This is a genomic window from Lelliottia sp. 7254-16 (assembly GCF_002922995.1).
Lineage (GTDB): Bacteria > Pseudomonadota > Gammaproteobacteria > Enterobacterales > Enterobacteriaceae > Enterobacter > Enterobacter jeotgali.
This window is the reverse complement of sequence record NZ_PQVS01000002.1, coordinates 326,699-348,775: the sequence shown is the minus strand read 5'-3', so window position 1 is coordinate 348,775 and position 22,077 is coordinate 326,699. Positions and strand designations below refer to the sequence as shown.

The following is a 22,077-nucleotide window of genomic DNA, read 5'->3' as shown; positions in this document are numbered from 1 at the left end:
CATTCCTGTTAATGACGCGCCCGGACGGCACGCTCCAGACGTTCCACCAGCCCTGGTTCCCATTGTTCCAGAGACAACCGTTGTGCCTGCTGCCAGAGCTGTCGGTAATGCATCTCAGCCAGATTGACCATCCCCTCAGCATCCAGCAGCTCTGCCAGCATCAGTCCGGCATAAAAGGCTTCGCGGGGCTCACTTTGCGACCTGATATTGTCTTCCAGCAGTGCCAGCGCCGCATTCAGCCCCTGCTCTTCGCGGCAGGCACCAATCGCTGTGTTCACATCACCACAGGCTTCCGCCCGTTCCGTCTCTGCTGTCCGCAACCACTGTTCACAACGCGACGATAAAAAAGGGGTGTCATCACTGAACGTCAGCGTTCTCAGCGCGGGCAGGCGATGTAATACATGCAGAAGTTCGTCCCTGATGGCATTCGAGACTCCAGCAAATCCCTGTACTGTCGCCATCTGCGCCGACAGCCAGTGACCATCAAACCAGTAAGGTGAAAGGGAGAGGCTCGTTTCTGTCTGGCGCCACAGGGTGATATCAGCGCAGGCAAGTGCAGATTCATATTCACTTACACGATCAGATGACACCGCCGCCAGCGGCGTACGGTTTCCTCTGCTGACAACAGGCGGGGACGTAATGGTGTGCCAGATGGCATAACGGCGAAGACGATATCCCACCGCCTCACCCGGTTGGTGTTCAGTCAGGCGGTCTGCCACCTTCAGCAGCGTCTGCTGCCATGCCCGTTCATCGGCATCGTCGATGTTCAGGGTGATGCGATCATTGCGAATAACAGGCTCTGGTGATGCTGCTGTTGTCGATGATGCAGGGGAAGAGAGACGCTCTGCACTGACCGGGTTCTGCGCCTGTAAGTGGCGCGCGGCGCGCTGCAGGGTACTGACCAATTCGTCAAACAGGCCTCCCTGTTCTGGCATCAGCGCTCCCCAGGTCCGTGCCAGCGTCTGAATCAGCACCATCACCTCTTCGAGTTCGCTCCCCGTTGCCCGCTCACACAGGCGTGCCTGTGCCCCCTCAAAACGGCGAACCATCTGGACCATCAGGCGCAGCTTTTGTGCCGGACTGTTCGGCCATGCCCGCATCCACCAAGCCGACAGCCAGTCATTCATCAGGATCAGTGCAGCAGACCATGACGCGGTGGTCGCCGGATGCTGAAGACAGCGCACCAGTTGCACCAGTACGCGCATATCCTTGGTACGGGTTTCCAGCAGCGTCAGGCAGTCAAGCGCCACCGCATCCAGATTGACCTCACTGTGGGCAAGTGACCCCAGCTTCACCAGCTCAGTCTCTGTTTTTTCCCACAGCGGATCGTCTGCGCTCACTGCGCTTCCCGTCAGCTCATCAGACAGCGCAGCCAGCAGGCGCGGGCTCCAGGGATGCCGGAATGTCATGACGCCCCTCCCCAGCGACACTGCTGACGCAACGGCCTGATGGCGCTCTCCAGCCCGTCCAGCGGCAGGCGGAGGGACTGGCCCTGAGTGTTCGAGAGCGTCAGTGCCTGATGCCCGAACCAGTGACGCAGCTCGTCAATAGCAGGCAGTCCCCGGGCAAACTCCAGCAGTTGCCCCTGCTCACGCACAAACCAGTTACCGGAAGCCGGTTCCCCGTCAACGTCCGCTTTCACCGTATCCCCTTGCCAAGGAGTGGCAGGGCGCACGCTGAGTCGGGTGATCCCACTCTGGCAGGACACCGTGATTACCCCGGCGGACGGGATCGTGCGGATCACTACGCCATCGCCCTTTACAGGTTCGGTCGTCAACTGAAATCCGCTATCACGGGCCTGCTGTTGTGCCGGGGAATGATGAAAACGCGCCAGGGCGTCATAACAGGCGAGCCGCAACGTGGGATCCTGTTCCGACTGGCACTTGTCCAGACCACCTGGAGCAACCGACTTCCCCGTCAGCGCGGCGAGTAGTGGCAATAACGTCAGCATCCCCATCATGCCTTCTCCAGCTTCTGACACTTATGATCAAGCGTCCGGCGCGGAATATTCAGGCTCTCAGCCACGCGCTGACGATCCCCGCTAAAAAACGCCAGACGTGAGCGAATAACACCCGACTCAAAGGTCTGAACGGCTTCACGTAAATCCCGGACATGTGGGTAATCATCAGGTTCGTATGCTTTCGCCTGTGAACGAATATCAGATGGCGCCGAAAGTGGTTCCTGTACGTCAATCATCTGACCGTCCGCGGCATGTGCGCAGGCGACCTCTGTCATGTTACGCAACTCACGGATATTGCCCGGAAACGAATAGCCAAGCAGTTGCCTGAGCGACGTCAGGCTGATGTCACCAGGATGTTTATCGTCGCGCTGGCTGAAAGTCGCAATAAAATGGCGGCACAAGAGCGGAATATCTTCAGGACGCTCACGCAGGGACGGAACGAGGATCTCGCACTGGCAAAGACGATGGTACAGATCCTGCCGAAAATGCCCGTCGGTAACGCGCTGCCTGAGCGAGTAATGCGTGGCAGCAACCACCCGAAAATCGGAATACTGCTCCTTATCACCACCCAACGGGCGGTACTGACGGGTTTCAAGCACGCGTAACAGTTTGGCCTGCATGACAAGGGGCATATCGCCCACCTCATCGAGAAACAGCGTGCCGCCATTCGCCCGTGCAATCAGCCCTTCTTTATGGCTGTTAGCGCCGGTAAACGCGCCTTTCTGCCAGCCGAAAAGTTCACTTTCAATCAAGTTTTCGGGGACTGCCGCACAGTTCAGCGCGACCATCGGCTGCCCGGCACGGGAGGAGCATTCATGCACCAGCTGCGCCACCACCTCTTTTCCGGAACCCGTTTCACCTTCAACCAGCACCGACAGGGAATGTGCCGCCGTATGCCGGATGCGCTCCCGAAGCTGCTGTATCACAGCCGACTGACCGACCAGACGGCTTTCCAACAGGTGCGTCAGCCTGTCGTGCTGCGACTGCTCAGACGTCACCCTGCGCAGTGAATCGCGCAGACACTGGCTTTCTTTCTGATTATGCTGCATCTGATGCAGCCGACTGCGCTGGAGGGTAAACAACCGGAGAATATGTCCGGGTAACTCGCTGTCAGACCACCGCTGAAGGGCATCCGCCTCATCAAAGAATCCGAGCACCCCGGTAATTTTTTGCGTTTCATCGCAGACAGGCAGTGCCAGCAGACCAGTGGTGGTATGCATGGTCATCAGCAGTTCACGAAAACCCGCGTGCTCTGTCCGCGCCCCCCCGTTCAGGGTTTCCCAGAGATGCGGGGCGTTGTCATGTACCACACCGGCCAGCGGATGGCCGAAGTCATCCACCGGCAACTCCAGACGAAATGCTCCGCCGGGATGCTGTCCGGAACACGCCAGTAAACGTCCACTGTAATCGCACAGTCCCAGGATAATGCCCAGAGGCTGCAAGCGTTCACGGAGGGTCGCGAGCAGCCAGTCGACCAGCGCGGCATCATTGTCCGGCTGGATCAGGGATTCTGCAAACTGCAGCGCCTGTCGCATGTTCACCCTTCCACCACTGACACAAACTCACCGGCATCAACACCAATACGGATCCGGGATACCGGTTCAGCCGCTGATGTCTTCTGCAGCAATTGCAGCGACAACGACGGCAACAACGCTCCGTCAATGATGGATTCCAGCATACGGGCGCCATTCTCGCTGCGGGTCGCCCGACGCAAAATCTCGTCAGCCACCGCATCGTCGGTCTCAACGCTCGCGCCAAAACGCTGCGCCAGCAGCGAGCTGAGATGAGTCAGTTTGCCCTTCACAATGGTACGCAGCGTGTCGGACGACAGCGGCAGATAAGGGATAACCTCCATACGGGCCAGCAAAGCCAGCCGGAAAAAGGCCGCCAGTTCCGGATAGAGCGCGTCGTAAAGTGCCTGCGGCTCCCCGGCGTGCTCCACGATTGCCTGATATCCCAGGTTAGAGGTCAAAAAGAACACCACATTTTTACAGTCAATCAGCCGCCCTTCACCGTCGGCCATTTCACCTTTATCGAACGCCTGGTAGAACAGGTTCAGCACATCCGGATGGGCTTTTTCCACCTCATCGAGCAGCACCACCGAGTACGGTTTACGCCGAATAGCCTCGGTCAGCACACCGCCTTCCCCAAAACCAACATACCCCGGCGGAGAGCCAATCAGTCGAGAGACGGTGTGTTTTTCCTGATACTCGGACATGTTGATGGTGGTGAGGTAATGACGCCCACCAAAAAGAAGCTCTGCAATCTGCACCACGGTTTCGGTTTTCCCGACCCCGCTGGGGCCCACCAGCAAAAATGCGCCCAGCGGACGCCCGGTACGACGAAGGTCAGCACGTGCCGTCAGCAGATGCCGGTGCAGATGTTCAATGGCAAGCGACTGGCCCCGAATACTGTCGCCAAGATACGCAGGCAGGTTCATCACCACGTCCAGTTCGCTTTGGGAAATACGGTTGACAGGCACGCCCGTCCACTCAGCCACCACCGAAGCCACCTGCCGGGCATCCACATGCGCTGACACCCGCACCGATGATGCCTGTAGCGTGTCAAGCTCCTGCTCGAGCTCGCGCAGTGCAGCCATCGGTTCATCATCGTTTTCACTCTCTGTCGCCAGCAACTGCGCGCGCAGTGCGACGATCGCCTGCACCAGCCTGAGCTGCGCCTGCCAGTTCTCTTCTTCCTTTATCAGCTTTGCACGTTCTGTCTGTTCCTCAGCACAAAGCTCACTGAGCCTGGCCTGATGATCGCCAAGACCAATGCGCGACTGGCGCTCGAGCTGGACAATTTCCAGCCCACGCTGTTCAAGACGGGTCTGCAGATGGCTGACTTCGCGGGGAGGCGTGGTCAGGTTAATCGCCACTCTGGCGCAGGCCGTATCCAGCACATCAATGGCTTTATCCGGCAACTGCCGACCTGAGATGTAGCGCGCCGACAGAGACGCTGCCGCCTGCAGGGCCTCCTCATCAATCAGGACCCCGTGTGCTTTCTCATAGACGCTACGCAGTCCGCGCAGAATAACCGTCGCCTGCTCCACATCCGGCTCACCGACGTTAACTAACTGAAAGCGACGCGAGAGCGCCGCATCTTTTTCAACGTATTTCTTGTATTCACTCCAGGTGGTGGCAGCAATCGTACGCAGCTCACCACGTGCCAGCGCGGGCTTGATCAGGTTCGAGACATCCAGCCCACCCGCCTGATTTCCTGCTCCAATCAGCGTATGAGCTTCATCAATAAACAGGATGACGGGACGCGGTGAATCCTTAACCTCCTGCATCACCCCCTTAAATCGCTTCTCAAACTCCCCTTTCACGGCGGCACCTGCCTGCATGGCCCCTAAATCCAGAGACAGCAGCTCCACGTCCCGGAGCTTATCCGGTACCTGACCGGCAACGATGCGCAAGGCAAGTCCTTCGGTGAGCGCGCTTTTACCCACGCCCGCCTCACCGACGATAATCGGATTATTTTTACGACGGCGTGAAAGGATATCGATCATCAGGTCAATTTCATCATCCCGACACAGCACCGGATCGAGCCTCCCGTCGAGGGCGTCCTGGGTCAGGTTATGCGTAAAACGAGCCAACAGCTCCCCCGTAGCAGAGGGGGAGGCAAGCGTGTTCCCCGCTGAAGTGTTCCCCTCACCTTCCGCCGAGCCCTTCACCCAGCCATCAAAATCCTGCGCCAGCCGTTCCCGGTTAATGCCCGACAGCAAGCGGGAAACGGCAGGTAATACATAGCGTCCCGGTGTCATCAGCAGTGCCAGCAATACAACACCGCTGCGCAACTGCAGATGACTCATCTGTGCCGAAGCCAGCATCCAGCCATCCTGCAGTAATTCCACCAACAGAGGCGAAAACGCCGGATAGCCCGGTGCAATGGCTTTATCCATGCCCCCCACATCCAGAAGATCATTCACTTCTTCATGGGCGATACCGACATGATCCAGTATGAGGCGGATATCGCTTAACGGCGTCTCCAGCGCTTTCAGCAGAAGGTGCTCAACACGAATTTCAGCACCCTGCTGGCTGACGCACACGGCCGCCGCCTCTTCCAGCATATGGCGGCAAACCGGATGAAGACGTTCAACAAGAATGTGCAGATCAATGCGGATCATGGGTTAACGCCCTCACTTTAAGAGTTCACTCAACTGACGCAGGACATCCTGCGTCTGATTGCTGAGCAGATGGTGAAAAAGGAGAAAAATGCAAGCCATCAGCAGGCAGGCGCTGCCCGCGACAGTGCGCAGTGACACCTGGCGGGACAGACGATACGGGGCGGCCTGTTGGCCAAAATCAAGATGTAACACTGGCGGCTGAGTGACAGGTTCCGGGTTCAGTTGATGCTGAAGGGACTGGCTTATCTCCTGTAGCATTTTTTTGCCGTCCGGCAGGAGACGATAACGCCCCTGAAACCCCATCAGCAGACACAGCAGAATAAATTCCAGCACATCGCGATAACGCACGGGATCGTCCCGCAGCTTATCAAGAACAGAAAACACCTTTTCACCGCCCCAGGTTTCACCATGAAACTGAGACAGCAGGGAGTTCTCCGCCCACACGCTCTGGTGCCCCCATTCATGGGCCATCACCGCTTCGTCAATAAAGGAGCACAGCACATAGCGAAACGACAGGATCACGCCATTCTCATAGTCGAGCCCCCGCAGTTCCTGCTCAATCGCACGGATTTCCGTTGACACAGTCTGATACAGACCTGCCACATCGTTATGGCGGCTCAGCGTGCGCACGCGGGCAACCATGCCGAACAGCGGAGTGACCGCGTCAACGATCGGATTCAGGCTGTTACCCCGCATCCTGAAAGCATAATCAGGATCGCTGTCCGTCAGACCCGCATCCTCATGGAGCAGCCCTTTCAGGCCGTCGTGGTACATTGCATCAGTTGCCATCGTTAACTCTCCCTGTTACTGGCTGCGAATAGCCCAGAGCTGCATGTCAAGTTCAGGAAACTCACCGGCAATATGGAACGCCAGCGTGTTTCCGGTCATCAGTACTGACCAGGCCGGACTTTGCCGGTCAAGCTGGAAGTAGCTGTAGCCCGCGTGGTAAGGCAACTGACGCGGAGCCACCGGCAGAGGCTGAAGCGGCACGCCGGGGAGCTGCAGGCTGATAAGCTCACGAATTTTCTCACCTGACGCGACCTTGACCTGCTGTAGCAGCTGTTTACGCAGCTGTTCCTGCGGCATTCTGGCGCGTACGGCCAGGACGAACATCGCACTCTGCAGCAGTTCACTTTCAGCAATGACAGCAAGATGAACGCCATACGCCTGTTTACTCAGCTGCAGGGAAACAGCGCGCGGCGACAGTACCGTACTGAGTGCCTGACGCAGGGCATGCATGACCGGTTCGAAACTCTGACGGGGATCGTCATGACGGTAGGCCGGAAACTCAGGATGCAGACGGGATTCGTCCGTGAAGGTCATCAGTTCACCGCAGAACGCCACCAGCGTTTCGTACAGACGCTCCGGGTGCAGCGTGCCCAGGCGGGCCAGATGCGACAGGCTGGGCTGCATGCGATTAAGCAACTGCAGCATCATGAACTCCGCCACATCGGCGATGCCCTGCTGTCCGGGAGTAGCAATACGCTGTGCCAGCGTCCGTGCGCGTTCGGCCACCAGTCCTGCGGATTCGCCCAGAAAACGTTTAAGCACCGGGATCGCTGACACAGACGAACTGCAGGGCATAAAAGCAGATTCCAGCACCAGGCCCCCATCCGGGCGCCGTTCCTGAATACGGGCGACAGCAAGCGTTGCCCAGGCACTGCGATCGTCTCGTTCCAGCATCAGACGGGGGCTCACACGCCCGAGATCGAGTGCGGTAATATCCCCGCCATCGCTGTGAAGGTCACGGATCTCATAGCGGTGGGCTTCCAGGCGGGTGGCAACAGACTGCTCCGGCTGACGTACTTCATTAACCCCACTGACCGCAAGCGGGATTGCCAGATAAACCTTCTGTCCTGTCACCGAGTCATCCGTAATTTCCAGCGGCGGCGGCAGCGCATCATCACCGGGAATATTGAAAACCGTGCCATCGGGCATCACACCCCTCGCCCCTACCAGTGCGATACGCCCAAAATTCAGGTATTCTTCATTGATGTCCAGGGACTGCAAACCACTGAAATAATCGCTGATGGCACTCAGGCGCGCCTGCAGCAAATAGTCCACATGGCGCTGTTGCTGCTGAAAATGCTGGGGCTTAATGAAAAGCCCTTCGCGCCAGATAACGCGGTTACGAATCGACATAGTTATTCTTCTGTTTGCTGTTGTAAGTCCACTTCATTCATACGCAGGTGCACCAGCACCTGGTAATGCCGTCCCGTGCTTTTCACCGGGATCACCTTGCGCCACTCGGTACTGTCCGGATCGGCATAGCGGGCTACGACACCGATATAGCGCGTCTTTTTATCCAGTTCAGCAGCAGGCAGGTATTTAAATTGCCCCGGCAGCAGGGTGTAGTCCTGGTGGTCGAGATAGTTTTTCGCCAGTGCCCTGGGCAGGTCAGTGGTTATCTGATCGTAATCACTGGCAAGTAACCGGGAATCTTCCGCCAGCATGACAATCTGAAATTCAACGGGTGACGCATCACCGCTCTCATTGGGGTTCATGTCCTGCTCCCCGACCAGACTGAAGGAGACAGTGGAAGGCTGATCGTCGTGACTACCGACCTGGATATCAGGATTAGCTGCAACCTTCGCCATCTTGCCCATGGTGGTACATCCCGCCAGGGATAGTGTGAGCAGCAACATCAGGACAACATTTCGCATCACAGCGGCTCCAGCCCATCCCGAACCGCGCGGTCATACGCCTGGGCGTATACCTGGCGGAACAGTTTTTCAAATCCCTGCTGGCGTGATGAGGTCAGTTCCCGGAAATAATGCTGATACATCTCCCACTCCCATCCTGCACTCTCCCCCTGTCCACCGCGGCGGTAATGAGCGAAACGGGCCAGCAGCCCCTCCGGCGAAAAAGCCTGAAGAACGCTATGCAGCGCAACACTTGTCGCCTTCTGGCTGGCTGTATGCTGCAGGCGGATATTACTGAGGAGTTCCGCAACGGCGGCCGGAGCCGACAGATGCACCGGGCTTTGCCCTTCGGCAAAGAGCAGCGAGAGGGTGTCGTGATAATCAAGCCCCAGGCGCAGAGGGTTATCTTCAATCGGGCGCAGCAGTTTGTCGGCAAGCGCCCCCTGTTCAGCCTGAAGCGCCAGCAACCCTTCCACCAGCGCACGCAGGGTTCTGCCCATATCGAACAACATCTCTGCGGCGGTAGAAGATTCTGTCACCGCAAGGTTTCCCCCCATACCGGACATCACGATTTCCAGCGCGGCCACCATGCTCTCGTCATGTGTAAGGCCGGTACGCCCCACACCCGGTAGTTCAATAAATGACTGATTCACTGTCTCTTTTCCTCCAGAAAGCTCGCCCGTCTGTTCTGAGAATGCAGGCTGAGGCATACTCCCTGTCACCAGCGATGACACGCTGTGGCTATCCTGTTGCAGCGCCCCAAGAGGATCATCCTGTCGAGGCGCCTTTGTTACCGTATGCGTCGTTCCGGCGTCGTGCTGAGTATCTTCAAGCCATGTATCCATATCCCGCTGTGGTCGTTTATCCATCAGTTCATCCAGCGCAGGATCGTGATGTCTCTGCCCCAGGGACACCCGGATCTGAAACGGCCCAACGGTCAGTTCATCTCCCGGACTCAGCCTGACGTGCCGGTCTCCGCCCACCGGTGACCCCGAACCATTTATGAATGTTTGTCCGCTCTGGTCGTGCAGACAAAAATGCCCGTCAATAACGTCAATACGTGCATGCCCCGGCAGAACCGAGCCAATACTTTCCCGAAGCTGCCAGTTATCCTGATCCGATGCGCCAAGTGTCCCCCCTTCCGGCCCGAAATGGTGCTGAACCTGAGAGTCGCCCTCCAGCTGCGCGCTGTTAATGACCAGTAATGAAAGCTGTTGTGTACTGTTGTTCATGCCTACTCCTGCACGCATATCATGACGCGGGCCATCTCAGGCGGCGTCCCCAGAAAACTGCTCCAGCCCAGGCTCGCGCCCTGATGATTGTCGAGACGCATTCCGTTTGCCTGCTGATAGCCAAAACCGAGGCTCAGATCCCAAGCCAGCTGGTCGCGCAGAATGAATGACATAAAGCGCACCAGCGGCTGATGCTGATCGCCATCCGGCAGAAAACGGAGAAAATCACGAAATGAAAGGTTATTGATTTTTAATATGAATTTCCCGGCACAGTCATTGACCCGAGCACCAGAAATGAAATCATGCCCAAGTGCCATGTTGGCCTGCCCTAGGCGGTTTTGCTGTTCTTCGCAGACCGCCACTTTACGCATCTGCCAGTCCTCAACGTCCACATTCTCAAGATCGAAACAGTGCATAACCAGACCAGAGATGACTTCAGGTGAACGGCTGGGGCTCGCCAGCATCCCTGCATAAGAGAGCATTTTGGCCCGGTTAACAGGCAGGCTGTCGCGTACGGCTTCATTACCGAGGCCCACCAGCGCAAACATCTGACGGGAGAACCCGTCCCGTCCGTCGTCCTGAAAACGGACATGGTAGCGATACTTACGCCATATCCGGTGAAGAAGGGTCAGCAGGCGATGATGGAAAAAATCCAGAAACAGCCCGAGACGCGATTCCTGCCACGCGTACTCCCAGGCCAGTTCGTCAAGGTAATAGCCGGGCATCGGAGACTGGCTGCCATGCAGACCCAGAAAGGCCACTTCAAGATGGCGCAACCCACTATCTTCCAGGCTTAAGCTGACAATGTCGCCGGGATGAAAGCCCAGCGAAGCCGTGGCAGTAAAGCGCACACGCTCCTGTTCAGGGTGAATATCCTGGTCAGATTCGGGATCGACGTTATCCAGCAAATGGAGCAATTCAACCAGCGGGAAGAAAGAAAACTGTGCAATCTCCCCACGGGCAATCACATCATCGAGTGCTGACCTGCCTGTACCGGCCATCGGTAACACTCCTTGTTGTCAAGGTTGTACACCTCCAGCAAATGAAACGCGTTCACGCTGGCATAGAGGGAGAGGAAATGTGCAAGCACGGTGCCGAAGAGATACAGATCACCTTCGCCCCCGAAGGCCGACTGACGCACAAAGAGTCTGGATTTCAGGCCGCGCACCGGCATACCGCGTATCAGGCGATCAACCGGCACGGTCTCAATACGCTCGACCCCCGCCAGTCGCTTACGCGATGCCTGTTCAGCTTGTTTGTCATACAGCGCTGGAAAATCCCACGTACGTAACACCTGCGTCAGCGCGTCCGGACTCAGCAGTGAGACATAGTTCAGTGACATGCTGGAAATCAGCATCCACTGCAGGCTGCCATCCAGCACAGGACGTAGTGAACGCGTTGGGCGGGTAATATTGCGGAAAGTGAAAAAATTGGGCGTGGCATTCGTCGGGACGCAAATGTCCCCCACCTTCAACTGTGCTGCACGTTCTCTGTTGGTACAGGTCATGGTGACAGAGACTGCTTCATCTTTTCCGACCACTTCTCTTTCGTCACCCCGGACGAAAGACAGTGAATGCTCAAAGCCCTCGCCGTTCACGGCCTCGCGAACCCTGAGACGGTAATACAGCGCCAGACGCCCGTTTGCACGTTCAATCTGGTGCTGAAAACTTTCAAAAGGCTGATACACCCGGGTGCCGCCCCGCGCACGGCCATCCGGGCCCTCTACCCAGCCTTCTACATTGTTTACAGAAAAAATCTCGTAGCTGTCAGGATGACTGTAGCTGGCGCGTAACGGATATTCCGTTTGCTGTCCAGTGAGGGCCACCGGTTCACTGTCATGATGGAAAAGATTGATGGCAGGCACACAGTTCAGCATGAAAGCATCCTGGCGGATCTTCAGTGAAGGGGGCAGCGGACGTTCAAAACAGAAATGCAGTTTAAATGACGACACGGCCATCGGTTGCTTCGGCCAGTCGCCCCCGGCAAGATGGATAAACAGAAAACTTTCAGGGAAACAGAAATACTCCTGCAGGATGCGATAGCCAGAGTAGATATTGCCGGGGTAGGGCAGCAAAGCCTCTTCCCGTGCAAACCCGCTGGTCCTGAGGAGACTGGCAGGCTGACGAAAACGCGTGCCGTTAATTTCCAGCTCAATCCAGGCCAGCCGGTCCGATAACCAGAAATAGAGCTCTCGCGCCGTCCAGGCATCACCGCCAAGATAAAACCGCAACTTACTGAGATCCAGTTGCTCAAGAGTCATCGGGACCTGCAGCGCCAGCTCCAGGGTGATCGCCGAAACATCTGTACCGCTGTAAGCACTGACATTCTCAAGCGTGGCCGGAAAGATCCACAGATCGTGGCATGTCTGAAAATGGCACACTGCTTCATTGTTAACAATGCTGTCAAGCGCGCACCCCCGCCCGAGAAACGCGGGCTGTGCCAGAGCCCCTGCAACCGGCGTAAACTGAACAATTGTCATCGAAGGAACAGGACGCAGGTAATTCGGCCACAGCATATTGAGCAGGCCATGCGTCAGTTCCGGAAACTCATCTTCGATTTTGGCGCGCAGGCTACCCGTCAGAAACGCGAACCCTTCCAGCAGTCTTTCCACATCAGGATCGGTAGTCTGTTCAGATAAAAAACGCGACAGCTCGGGATGCGACTCAGCAAACTGACGCCCCTGCAGGCGCAGCCAGGTCAACTCATCCCGGTAATAATGTTCCAGCGACATAAATCACATCATTCTGTAGTGGCGGTTACTGTCCATATGGATATCAAACGAGGCGACCTGCTCAATCGTATCCAGATGTACCGAGGCGTTAACCCGAAATGCCATACCGGGGACCGCTGTGGTGTTATCCACAGCAAAAACCTCAACACCGACAATCCGTGGCTCATATTCGCGGATACAATGGCGGATAGCTTCACGTATACGTCCACCTGCATCAGCACGACTCTGCGTGGAATCATTAAGATCCACCACACCGAGCTCCGGCGCACTGCGGCAACTCCCGCATCGGGTATTGAGAACACGCTCAAGCTGACGCTTGACCGAGCTGACCAGCCTGTCTGTTTCCTGGGTGGGCGAAATGGCTGTATCCTCACCCCTGATACGATCAAACAGGCTGGCAGAGCTTCCTCTGTTCCATAATGCGAGAGAAGACACCGTGGCTTATTCCTTGTCCAGACGACCCACCAGGGAGAGTTCAAAGTTCGCGCCCATGTATTTGAAGTGCGGACGGACAGAAATCGACACCTGATACCAGCCTGCCTCACCTTCCACATCCTTCACCATGATCTGCGCTGCACGGAGAGGACGACGGCTGCGCACATCAGCAGGCGGATTTTCCTGATCGGCAACGTACTGCTTGATCCAGTTGTTCAGCTCACGCTCAAGATCCTGACGTTCTTTCCACGAGCCAATCTGCTCACGCTGCAGAACTTTGATGTAATGCGCCAGACGATTAATAATGAACATGTACGGCAGCTGCGTACCCAGACGATAATTGGTTTCGGCGTCTTTCCCCTCACGCGTATTCGGGAATACCTTCGGCTTCTGTACCGAGTTGGCCGAGAAGAACGCAGCGTTATCACTGTCCTTACGCATAGTCAGAGAGATAAATCCCTCCTCTGCCAGCTCGTATTCACGGCGATCGGTGATGAGGACTTCCGTCGGAATTTTGGCCTGTAGCTGCCCCATCGCTTCATAAACGTGGACAGGCAGATCGGAGATAGAACCACCACTTTGCGGACCAATGATATTCGGGCACCAGCGGTACTTCGCGAAGCTGTCGGTCAATGCCGTCCCCATCAGGTAGGCGGTATTGCCCCACAAATAATGATCATGGCTGGCGTTGATATTTTCCTGATAGTTAAACCCTTTGACCGGATTCTCCACCGGATCGTACGGCAGGCGGGCCAGAAAACGCGGGGCGGTTAAGCCCAGATAGCGGGCATCTTCTGACTCACGCAGGGCGCGCCATTTGGTATAGGCCGGGCCTTCAAATACCGATTTGAGATCCTTGATGGAGGGAAGATCGGTAAAACTGTCCACACCGAAAAATGTCGGCGCCACAGAAGAAATACAAGGTGCATGTGCCATCGCGCCAACTGCACTCAGGTATTGCATCAGCTTGATGTCCGGAGAGCTTTGGGTCAGGGAATAATCACCAATCACCGCACCGACAGGTTCCCCACCAAACTGGCCATAACCGGTGGAGTAAACATGCTTATAAAATCCGGACTGCGTGATTTCAGGTGCAAATTCAAAATCATCAAGCAGCTCATCTTTAGTCGCGTGTAACATCAAAATTTTGATGTTCTCGCGGAAATCGGTTTTATCAACCAGCACCTTCGCCGAACGCCAGGTGGACTCCAGCGCCTGGAACTCACGGGCATGCAAAATTTCATCGATCTGGGCGCTGAGTTTTTTGTCCAGCTCAACAATCATGCGGTCAACCAGAGCTTTGTTGACTGGTTCGGCGGCATCACCACTATCAAGGATGTTGGATATCAGCGCTGTAATACCCTGCTTCGCGACGTTATAGCCTTCGTCAACAGGCGTAATACGCGCCTGCGCCATAATCTCGTCAAGCAGTGAGGAAGATGCCCCGGCATCATCAGTGCGGGTTTGTTTTTCGGTAGCAGACATAATGTTTCCCTTACTGTTGTCGCATTATTTTTCTGGCTTAATGAGATCCAGCTCTTTAAGCAGCTGTTCACGGGCATCAGGGTTTGCAAGCAAATCCTGCAAACGGTTACGGAATGAGGGGATATTTCCCAGTGGTCCCTTAAGCGCAACCAGCGCCTCACGCAACTCCAGCAATTTACGTAACTCAGGGACCTGCTGTGCAAGGTTGTCCGGGGAGAAATCAGCAAGAGAAGCAATGTTCAGATGAACAGGCAGGTCATCTTCGCTTTCTTCTTCAAGACGATTTGGCACGTTAAAAGCGAGATCAATTTTGCTTTCCCGCATGACGGCATTGAAATTGTTCTTGTCCAGCGATACCGTCTGTCGTTCTTCAATCGGCGTTTCTTCTGTTCGCCCTTTCAGGTCACCCACGATCATCAGCGTTAAGGGTAATTCAACCTCTGCCTGTTGCCCGCCGGTCGCAGGAACATATTTAATATTGATTCTTTCTTTCGGCGCGACAGAGGAGCTGCCTGTATTTTTACTCATATTCTTCTCACTCGAGTTTTCACAAATCAGAAATTAAAACCGGCGGACCAGCAAATACAATCGGGTATCCCCGGGCGAAGATTCAGATATTCACCAGACGGTTAATTGGCGATAGTCACCTGACGTTACACTGCCTCATACGGAGGAGTGACGCGCAGGAATGATGCCGGATATGTTAGATCATCACGCTACACATTTGCAATAAAACAGAATTAAAGATCGCAATCAGATCACAAAAAGAGATTTAATATCAAAATGTAACAAAAAAGACACATTCAGATAAATCCAATAAACATCATGACTACAGCATAAAACCGCTACATTCACTCGCTACTACAACTACCTACAGAATAATATTTCATTATTATTAAATTACGCCATCATGCAGGTACCGGGCAGGCTAAAATATTTCCTGATACACGTTAAAAAAACACAAAAAGAAATATAATTCACCATTTCACACTATTTAATCACTTGCATAGCTATAAAAGTCAAAATAAATGCAATATAAAAGGATTTCATTAATCATTCGTTTATAAAAAACCTGAATATCATTCCGATCGTTTCATGATAAAAAGCCATTCTGATTATGACTACATTAAAATCTGTACTCCATTGTGCATTACTGGTGACCTCGGGTTCTTTGTTACTGACTGCTTTTACTGTTCAGGCAGATACAACGGTCACCTTTCTTCGTCATGGTGAAAAACCGGAGACATCTACCGGTCAGTTAACCTGCAAAGGGTTTAATCGTGCTCTGGCACTGCCATCAGTACTCTTAGCCCGCTTTGGCATGCCTGATGCAATTTATGCTTCAGCACCAAAGGAAAACAAAACAGGCAGTACGCTGCGTCCGCTGACTACGATTCTCCCCACAGCCATCCAGGCTGAACGCCCGGTGATTCTCAAATACCATGCCACGCAAACAGAGGGGCTGGTGAGCGATATTCTGTCTGCCCGCAGTCTGCATAAACGGGTATTCGTCTCATGGGACATAAAAATCTGGTGGTGGCTGCGAAGGGGCTGGTGAAACAGACCGGAGGCGATCCAGAGCAAATCCCCTCATGGCCCGGGCAGGATTTTGACAGCCTGTATATTGTCCGACTTAACGATCATGGACGGTTTGAATCATTCAATAAAGAAACAGAGGGGCTGAACGGGGTAAGCGATCGTTGTCAGAAGTGAAAAGACGAAGGGACCCACCTGGATCCCTAGCTCATTGGGCAAACAGCCACTGTGTCGTTTTGCTGTCAATCTTACCAGACGGTTTACCATCAACCCCAAAGTAGCGGTCCTTGCGGCACATCTTCTCTTTGGTGTCGCAGTAAATGCCGTTCGTAAACGTAAACGCCGTGCGGTCAAAGTCGCCCTGCGACGCCAGCTGCTGGCTTTTTTTCGCGCCCAGGTATTTCATCGTCAGCACATCCGAAATGCCTGTCGCATCAGCACAAAAATACGCATCGCAGACGACACCTTTTGCCGGTAAGCGCAGTTTATTGTGCTCTGCAGCCCCTGCCAGAAAAGACATACTTACCCCTATAACCAGCAACAGCGCACTAAATATGTTTTTCCTACTCATCCGTTTCCCTTGATTTGCTCTTGAATGGCCGTCTTAAATATCCAGGGCGCCCGCGCTTCCCAGTGTTGAACATTCGGGTGATAAGCAAATGTCCGCGCGTTGTTGCATTCCACTAAGGATATTTCATCACCCGCGCCCTCTCTCCGGAGGAGCACACCACTATTTGCGTTAATAATTTTCACGCCACACTACACACTCCAACAGGCGGCGCGACTCCCCCTGCTCACTCACGCTTCAGTCGTGGCGAATTGCACAGCCACAGAGTCATAACCATCACCAGTATCGCACCGGCATACACAAACACATCACATGAAGACGGATGCTCCACAATAATCAGCCTGACAACGGCCGTGATGCCAATGTAGATGATGTAACGGAGCGGAAAATGGTATCCCGCCTGAAAGTACTTCACGATAAGCGCAATAAACTCAAAGTACAGAAAATACACGATCAGCCCAGCCACCAGGCTGTATTTGGTATTATCCGTCACAGGCTGTAGTAATACCTGAGCAAGATGCCAAGTCTCTTTTGCAAGAAAAACGACCAGTATCAGCCCCAGCAACAATAGCGCTGCGTTGAGCACCAGTTGCAGACATCTGGCGATCCCTGCCGGTACAGCATGAAAAAGTTGGTCAGTTGGTAACATCCTTTCTCCTTGCCTTGTTGCCTTGTTGCCTTGTTGCCTTGTTGCCAGAACATCCGGAACCGACATAAAACACCACCAGCTAAGCACACTGCCTGCCACAGCCAGTCCCGCATACCATGATTCCCCTCGGACAGTGGAGTTATTAGTGTCGTCTCATTCGGTTGAGCGCGAACAGACAGCGGTAGATAGCGCGATATCAGGGTATATTGCCTGCCCGCACTCATGCGAATGGACTTTCCGGTCACTCCGGGTTATCCCTTCATCGCGGACCAGAAAGCCAGATGGACCACCACCAGGGCCTCAAAGCCCACACCTGCAACATCAGTGTCACCGGCTCGTTCCTGCTGAGCAAATGGCGGTCTGCGTCTCTTTATACGGGGGCGGATATTACGAACGGAAAATGAGCCACACAAGGGCTTATAGTCAAGAATATGTTTCAGCCAAATACCAAATGTTAAAAACATTCATGATGTTACGACAACTTGTTCAATAAACAGGCGGGAGGAAAATGAGCAGGATAATGTTCTGACGGTATAAACCCGGAAGCGCCTTACACACCGTCGCAACGGTAAACCGGAACCCGGCGGATTGTTCCGGTGAGCGAATCAAAGATGTCAGCGTCTGAGGTCACAATCCTCATGCCCGTCTTTCTCAGGCGCAGCACATCCGCTGCCATACGCTGGCAACCGAACCAGAAGAGAGCATCCAGTGCGGTCACCGCCAGTCCCGATGCAAGTGCCCGCCTGATACGCTCGCGTGGCGATTTCACCTCTTTTGCTATCTGCTGAAAGGGGGATGACGAAACGCCATCCGGACTCACACGCCGTATGCGGGTCACCAAGTGATAATGAAATTCGTCCGGTATTGCACTGAGATCGGCCTTCAGGCTCCAGACGCAGCCAAAACGCTTCCCATTGAAAATCGCATCTTTCTGATTAAGCTGCAGCTCATCGCGCAGACCGGCGATCAGCTGTGGTGTACGGAGCAGCAGTAAGCGAAAAGGCAGCTCAAAGCTGGTGACGTAATCGACGTTCAGCAGGGCAATACGCAGGCGTTCTTCCGCGCCTGCTTTTTGTTGTCGGCATTCTTCGAGCACATCCACCCACTGCCGGGTCAGGCGGGGCGACTCGTCAGAGCATGAAAAATGATACTTTTCTATCTGATAGTCAATCCGCCCCATGCTCATCCTTTTACGTTAGTATTGCTAACAGCACTTCAGACATCAGCTACTGGCAACAGAGACAGTAAACTCCCACCTGCGTGTTGCTCACCCGTCGCGTAACGCAGGTCCCGTGCATCAAATGCATCGCAAACAACACGCACCTCTCCGGCAACGATAAACGCCACCGGCGCGGACTGCTTACCCTCTTCTGTAAAATGGCGCTGCAGTTCGGACTTTCTTACCAGTAGCGCAGATACGTCCGCGTATTCGGCGTACAACGCGCCGGGAACCCATTCTTCATCAGACACCACCGCATTTATCCAGCCCTGCGAGCGCAGATATTCGATAGCGTGTGTCAGGCGGAACAAATCCGACTGTTGTGCCAGCGGCTCTGTGCAGGACTGAAGGAGGTATTCCAGCCGCTTTAACAATCCGGCAGCGGGACCTTGCTGGCGTCCGAGTCGTAGCAGACTGTCAATGTCGGAAGCCACAGAGCGTGGAAAGCGGCGCTGCTTTTGCGTATCAGCGAGCCAGCGGACCAGAAACGAGTGAATGCCCAGCGGTGACAGCGCCTGACCATCCTGCTGAGCAATCCTAAACCCACCAGCGCACACCAGGCAAAATGCGCCAGGTCGGCCAGTGATTCTTCGGGAGGTAGTGCAGTGAGATTCTTTTTATTCATGACGGGGATTATATCGGCAGCGCGTAGCGCGGAAAAGGACTGAAGGCCGGGGGGGATAACATCAGCGCCGAAGAGTGATATCTTTCCTCATCGTCAGACTGCACGCTCAGGCGCAAATAACGCTCGTCCGGGCGAGAGTGACGGGTACTGTCATTGCCTTAACCTGCGCGGTAAACTGGTTAAAGGGCGTTGTGAAGACGCCCCGGGCAACGCGGTTCAGGATGACTGGCGTTATATTCGTTACGTCTTTACGATTTGCGCCAGTTACCGCTATCCATGCATCAATGAGCATCCCGCTAATCCCCTGCTGAGCACTTTCATCGTGGACTCTCCCCAGCGTATCAAGGTTGAGCAGCAGCACCATTTTGCATTCTGGTGCACTGGCCGCCTCCCATATCCAGCGTAACAGCGTCGGTGGTGAACTCCGCCGCTCCTGCTGGCGTTGCCACGAATATTTGCCAATCTGTTGCCAGACTTCGGTATGAAAACGCAGGATAAGCGCACGGTAATCGGTCATGCTTTTGCGGTACGGCAACGTCAGCGTAAAGCTGAACGCCACCAGTCGCGGGTAATGGTCAACGGCCTGTTGTAGAAACATACGAATGGTGGCCGGGGAGCAGCAGTCAGCCCCGGTAATTTCAGAAACAGAATGATTCACGATGAGGGTTCTCTTTTGTTGATTCAGGTTACACAGTAAATATCGGGTGCAGAAGGAGGGGAAGCAGGGCTTATCCCGGGAGGGGGTTACAGCAGTAATTCCTCTGCCAGTTCGCCTCTTCGATGCTGTAGATACCGGTCAGGCACCGGGGGCAATACTTCACGCCCTGATAATGGTCGCCACACCATACGCAGTACCAGGCAAGCGACATCACGGGTGCCTCCAGCCCGCGGATAATACTGCGCAGCTTGTTGTGCCGGGCTTCGGCCTTCACCTCCGGGTCAAGATGGGCGCAGGCCATCAGCACATGACGGGATACGGTCTGCTGGTCATGCTCAAACCACGGGTCTTCGTGCATACCGGCATGCAGTATCAGCCGACAGCCACAGGACGCGCAGCTCCATATCTTTCCCGGTGCACTCATCGCCTCACCGGCAGTCACAAAATGCCCTTCGCGGTCATTTGCCAGGTAACACTTCAGCATGCGCATGTCGTCCCCCCTGCTGGCAGGTTGTCCGTATCAGCGCTTTCACGGCTGTATTCACCGCTCCGGCAGGTCACACAGTAACGCTCGCCGCGGTACTCGCTGTCGCAACCGGTACAGTGCCAGTCAGATTTATAAACCAGCGGACGGGCATCAGGGACATAGCACTGCAGCTGCCGGATATGGCGGGTCTCTTTGGGTTTCAGCCTGACATACGGACAGTGCTGCCGCCCGTTATCCGAAAGCGTTGCGGCCTGGTGTTCAAACCACGGACGTCCGGTCTGGTATTCAGGGTGGTACAGCAGCGCACTGCCACAGAGATGGCAGCAATAATGGTCGTACGGTGCTGTCTGCGCGGTTCTGGCACCGGTAAGGCGGTCTTTGCCGTCGAGGGCCATAAAGGATTTTGCATACATGGTCATACTCCGTACCGCCAGACGACACGCAGGCGTCAGCCGTCCCGGTACAGGCAGCATGGCAGGGTGCGAATGGCAGGTCAGTTAAGCGTTAGCGGGTCGGTACCGGCGATGGCCGGTCATGGAATACAGAAAGGTTACGGTTGCGCAGGAGCGCCGGAGGGACGAAAACACACGGGACAGGGTTTGATACCAGAGTACCGTCGCTGGCAACGGGGGCACGTCCACCGTGGCGGGATTTTCCATGACTGAGTACGGCGTCGTTTTTCCATTCAGATATCCCCTCTGCTCAGACGCCACGGGAATCAGCAATGCGCTGGCGCAGCCAGGATTCCACGTCACTTTTGTACCAGCGTGAGCTGCGCCCTAACTTAATCGGCTTCGGGAACCGGCCCTGGCTCATCAGCTGGTAGAACCATTTGTCAGTCATGCCGGTGCAGGTGGTGATAAAGGTCATATCGATGAGCGGGTCTTCTGCGCAAAGCAGTGTGGTGGAGGTTGTGTTCAGTCTGGTCATAATTGTTATCTCCCTCTGAGAAAAGGTTGTCGGGAGACATCCGGTGTCGCTGAATCAGGGACACGCCGGCTCTCCTCAGAGGATAGGGGTTGCCTGTTAAAAATTACCGGCCTATCGCATCAGGCCGGCTGAATTTAAACGCGGGAGTACGCTCAGCCCCGGCTGCAGCCGAAGTTACGCTCACCATCTCCGGTCGCTTTTGTCTCCAGCTTGGCCAGGTAGCTCGCCTGTAACAGCGCCTGCCGCAGCTGAGGTTCATCGCCACGCGTCAGCCATGAGACAGGGCTCGCCGGAAAACGCGCCAGAACGGCATGTGCCTGTGCATCCACCTTCAGGGCGCTGCACCACGCCTGTTTAATCATGCCGGCAAGCGAGTCCGGGTCCTGATAATCCCCCGGCCCGCACCAGGTATCCCGGTTCAGTAACAGCACCACGTGGTAGTGCTTCTTCCCTTTGATTTCGCCAAACTCCCGCGCCCAGACAAAACGCAGCGTGGTCGGCCAGACGCGCTTGCCCTCGCGACGTTTACGCCTGTGCAGGGCATCAATGCGGGCCTTCAGGGCATCGGTGAAGCGGGAGATAACAGCGGCATCCGAGGCCGAGGGGGTATCCGGCAGCCTGAGGTCAACGCGCAGGGCCAGTACGCGGGTATACGCCTTCAGCGCACAGTTAAAAGTATCGGTAATACGTTGCTGCCAGTAAGGGTCGCAGGTGTAACTCATGGAAACGGGCTCCGGTAGGTTGGTGTTCATAACCATTACCGGCGCCGTTAAAAAATACTTTTCGCCTTC

The 22,077-nt window shown here is 55.1% G+C and carries 23 protein-coding genes; 1 reads left to right on the top strand and 22 read right to left on the bottom strand.

Going from position 1 to position 22,077, the window contains the following annotated elements; all coding sequences use genetic code 11:
- Positions 1 to 8 precede the first annotated feature (8 nt).
- Genes tssA through tssB form a run of 13 tightly spaced genes read right to left on the bottom strand, consistent with a single transcriptional unit; the run spans position 9 to position 15,142 of the window.
- On the bottom strand, positions 9 to 1,409 hold the full coding sequence (gene tssA, locus C3708_RS04540; RefSeq protein ID WP_103948924.1) for a type VI secretion system protein TssA: 1,401 nt from the start codon (positions 1,407 to 1,409) through the stop codon (positions 9 to 11).
- Positions 1,406 to 1,960: a type VI secretion system-associated protein TagO gene (locus C3708_RS04535; RefSeq protein ID WP_103948923.1), complete on the bottom strand. Its 555-nt coding sequence runs from the start codon at positions 1,958 to 1,960 to the stop codon at positions 1,406 to 1,408. Before C3708_RS04535 ends, tssA begins: the two co-directional genes overlap by 4 nt.
- Positions 1,957 to 3,495 (bottom strand): sigma-54-dependent Fis family transcriptional regulator, encoded by a 1,539-nt coding sequence (locus C3708_RS04530; protein WP_103948922.1) that lies wholly within the window; start codon positions 3,493 to 3,495, stop codon positions 1,957 to 1,959. Before C3708_RS04530 ends, C3708_RS04535 begins: the two co-directional genes overlap by 4 nt.
- A gap of 2 nt (positions 3,496 to 3,497) precedes the next feature.
- Positions 3,498 to 6,089: a type VI secretion system ATPase TssH gene (tssH, locus tag C3708_RS04525; protein WP_103948921.1), complete on the bottom strand. Its 2,592-nt coding sequence runs from the start codon at positions 6,087 to 6,089 to the stop codon at positions 3,498 to 3,500.
- A 12-nt stretch (positions 6,090 to 6,101) separates the two neighbouring features.
- A complete protein-coding gene (gene icmH / locus C3708_RS04520) occupies positions 6,102 to 6,878 on the bottom strand; it encodes a type IVB secretion system protein IcmH/DotU (RefSeq protein WP_103948920.1) in 777 nt (258 codons plus the stop codon).
- A gap of 15 nt (positions 6,879 to 6,893) precedes the next feature.
- A complete protein-coding gene (gene tssK, locus C3708_RS04515; protein ID WP_103948919.1) occupies positions 6,894 to 8,231 on the bottom strand; it encodes a type VI secretion system baseplate subunit TssK in 1,338 nt (445 codons plus the stop codon).
- A 2-nt stretch (positions 8,232 to 8,233) separates the two neighbouring features.
- Entirely contained in the window at positions 8,234 to 8,752 is a 519-nt protein-coding gene (gene tssJ, locus C3708_RS04510; RefSeq protein WP_103948918.1) for a type VI secretion system lipoprotein TssJ, read from the bottom strand.
- Positions 8,752 to 9,963: a type VI secretion system-associated FHA domain protein TagH gene (tagH, locus tag C3708_RS04505; RefSeq protein ID WP_103948917.1), complete on the bottom strand. Its 1,212-nt coding sequence runs from the start codon at positions 9,961 to 9,963 to the stop codon at positions 8,752 to 8,754. The genes tssJ and tagH overlap by 1 nt, the downstream gene beginning before the upstream one ends.
- A 2-nt stretch (positions 9,964 to 9,965) precedes the next feature.
- A complete protein-coding gene (gene tssG, locus C3708_RS04500; protein ID WP_103948916.1) occupies positions 9,966 to 10,964 on the bottom strand; it encodes a type VI secretion system baseplate subunit TssG in 999 nt (332 codons plus the stop codon).
- Positions 10,928 to 12,694: a type VI secretion system baseplate subunit TssF gene (tssF, locus tag C3708_RS04495; protein ID WP_103948079.1), complete on the bottom strand. Its 1,767-nt coding sequence runs from the start codon at positions 12,692 to 12,694 to the stop codon at positions 10,928 to 10,930. Before tssF ends, tssG begins: the two co-directional genes overlap by 37 nt.
- A gap of 3 nt (positions 12,695 to 12,697) precedes the next feature.
- The gene (gene tssE, locus C3708_RS04490) at positions 12,698 to 13,129 is read right to left on the bottom strand and encodes a type VI secretion system baseplate subunit TssE (protein WP_072056054.1); all 432 of its coding nucleotides are present in this window, start codon (positions 13,127 to 13,129) and stop codon (positions 12,698 to 12,700) included.
- Positions 13,130 to 13,135: 6 nt separating this feature from the next.
- Complete coding sequence (gene tssC / locus C3708_RS04485) at positions 13,136 to 14,614, bottom strand: type VI secretion system contractile sheath large subunit (protein WP_103948078.1); 1,479 nt, start codon at positions 14,612 to 14,614, stop codon at positions 13,136 to 13,138.
- A gap of 24 nt (positions 14,615 to 14,638) precedes the next feature.
- Positions 14,639 to 15,142 (bottom strand): type VI secretion system contractile sheath small subunit, encoded by a 504-nt coding sequence (tssB, locus tag C3708_RS04480; RefSeq protein ID WP_103948077.1) that lies wholly within the window; start codon positions 15,140 to 15,142, stop codon positions 14,639 to 14,641.
- Positions 15,143 to 15,731: 589 nt separating this feature from the next.
- On the opposite strand from tssB, the gene C3708_RS04475 reads away from it, so the two are divergent.
- The gene (locus tag C3708_RS04475) at positions 15,732 to 16,172 is read left to right on the top strand and encodes a hypothetical protein (protein WP_338065307.1); all 441 of its coding nucleotides are present in this window, start codon (positions 15,732 to 15,734) and stop codon (positions 16,170 to 16,172) included.
- Positions 16,173 to 16,358: 186 nt separating this feature from the next.
- On the opposite strand, the gene C3708_RS04470 is transcribed toward C3708_RS04475, so the two are convergent.
- The 9 genes from C3708_RS04470 to C3708_RS04430 all read right to left on the bottom strand — a co-directional run bounded on the left by C3708_RS04470 (position 16,359) and on the right by C3708_RS04430 (position 22,008).
- Entirely contained in the window at positions 16,359 to 16,721 is a 363-nt protein-coding gene (locus C3708_RS04470; protein WP_103948076.1) for a YcgJ family protein, read from the bottom strand.
- Between the two features lie 223 nt (positions 16,722 to 16,944).
- A complete protein-coding gene (gene psiE, locus C3708_RS04465) occupies positions 16,945 to 17,367 on the bottom strand; it encodes a phosphate-starvation-inducible protein PsiE (RefSeq protein ID WP_103948074.1) in 423 nt (140 codons plus the stop codon).
- A gap of 550 nt (positions 17,368 to 17,917) precedes the next feature.
- Positions 17,918 to 18,547, bottom strand: coding sequence for a helix-turn-helix domain-containing protein (locus tag C3708_RS04460; protein ID WP_370446862.1), 630 nt, complete (start codon positions 18,545 to 18,547; stop codon positions 17,918 to 17,920).
- Positions 18,548 to 18,582: 35 nt separating this feature from the next.
- On the bottom strand, positions 18,583 to 19,143 hold the full coding sequence (locus tag C3708_RS04455; protein WP_233210394.1) for a DUF2913 family protein: 561 nt from the start codon (positions 19,141 to 19,143) through the stop codon (positions 18,583 to 18,585).
- A gap of 174 nt (positions 19,144 to 19,317) precedes the next feature.
- Entirely contained in the window at positions 19,318 to 19,869 is a 552-nt protein-coding gene (locus tag C3708_RS04450; RefSeq protein ID WP_233210393.1) for an inovirus-type Gp2 protein, read from the bottom strand.
- A gap of 70 nt (positions 19,870 to 19,939) precedes the next feature.
- Complete coding sequence (locus tag C3708_RS04445) at positions 19,940 to 20,359, bottom strand: putative zinc ribbon protein (RefSeq protein ID WP_103948913.1); 420 nt, start codon at positions 20,357 to 20,359, stop codon at positions 19,940 to 19,942.
- On the bottom strand, positions 20,347 to 20,769 hold the full coding sequence (locus C3708_RS04440) for a putative zinc ribbon protein (RefSeq protein WP_103948912.1): 423 nt from the start codon (positions 20,767 to 20,769) through the stop codon (positions 20,347 to 20,349). The genes C3708_RS04445 and C3708_RS04440 overlap by 13 nt, the downstream gene beginning before the upstream one ends.
- Before the next feature lie 289 nt (positions 20,770 to 21,058).
- Positions 21,059 to 21,286, bottom strand: coding sequence for an AlpA family transcriptional regulator (locus tag C3708_RS04435; RefSeq protein ID WP_103948911.1), 228 nt, complete (start codon positions 21,284 to 21,286; stop codon positions 21,059 to 21,061).
- A gap of 152 nt (positions 21,287 to 21,438) precedes the next feature.
- Positions 21,439 to 22,008 (bottom strand): inovirus Gp2 family protein, encoded by a 570-nt coding sequence (locus tag C3708_RS04430; RefSeq protein WP_103948068.1) that lies wholly within the window; start codon positions 22,006 to 22,008, stop codon positions 21,439 to 21,441.
- Between the last annotated feature and the right edge of the window lie 69 nt (positions 22,009 to 22,077).